The organism is Vibrio sp. 10N.222.46.A1 (assembly GCF_041473595.1).
GTDB classification, from domain to species: Bacteria; Pseudomonadota; Gammaproteobacteria; order Enterobacterales; family Vibrionaceae; genus Vibrio; species Vibrio tasmaniensis_A.
In genome coordinates, this window is the sequence record NZ_JBFRSN010001621.1 from 1 (window position 1) to 650 (window position 650).

1 protein-coding gene and 1 pseudogene are annotated in these 650 nt (G+C 49.1%); both read right to left on the minus strand.

Going from position 1 to position 650, the window contains the following annotated elements; genetic code table 11:
• Positions 1-295, minus strand: a pseudogene (locus AB4496_RS28485) (hypothetical protein); the annotation flags it as partial.
• An 11-nt stretch (positions 296-306) separates the two neighbouring features.
• Positions 307-650: phage tail tube protein (locus AB4496_RS28490; protein WP_372133427.1), on the minus strand; the 344-nt coding region annotated here is incomplete at its 5' end.

A 650-nucleotide genomic window follows, 5' to 3' on the forward strand; every position in this document is an offset into this window, starting at 1 on the left:
GGGTAACCAGTAGCTTTTCAACCAGTGGGCGGTACTTGTTAATGAGCTCTTGTTTGTACGGGTCTTTCTCTTTCGAGCCAGACAAGGTACGCAAGCGGCTTTGGTCTTGCTTAAACACGTTCTGTGTTTCTTCCCAGGGCTTATCAGCAAAAGCAGTGCGAACGGATTGGCTCAATGCAGCCCCGTTCATTGCGCCAACATCGTTTAGAAGGTCGACACTGTCAGTAGCTTCAAAGGTTTCAACCGTTAATGGTTTTTCCTTCAGTGCCTCTCGTTTCATCAGTATGGATATCATGGTATTTCTCCTTACTGCGGGATGAGTTCGTCACCGTTGAAGACCACTTCAAGCTGACCATCTTTTACCGCTACGGTAAGCGGGTCGACTGTCCAGGCGCCTTTCAAGGTGTAAGCTCGGCTTGTGTTCGTTTCTAGGGTGATGTCCTCACCTACAAAATCAGCAATGGCTTTCTCATCGGTGTCTTGAGCGTGAATGATGGTGCACTTGATGAAAGGCGCATCTGAGAACTGTTCAGAGAAACCCAATACGCCATCGTCACCCATGATGGTTTCGCGCTTCATATTGCCCATACCGAATTCAGCGCCTTCTTTAAGGGGAAGGCGACCCAATGAGCCTGCGTTAAGGACAGCAC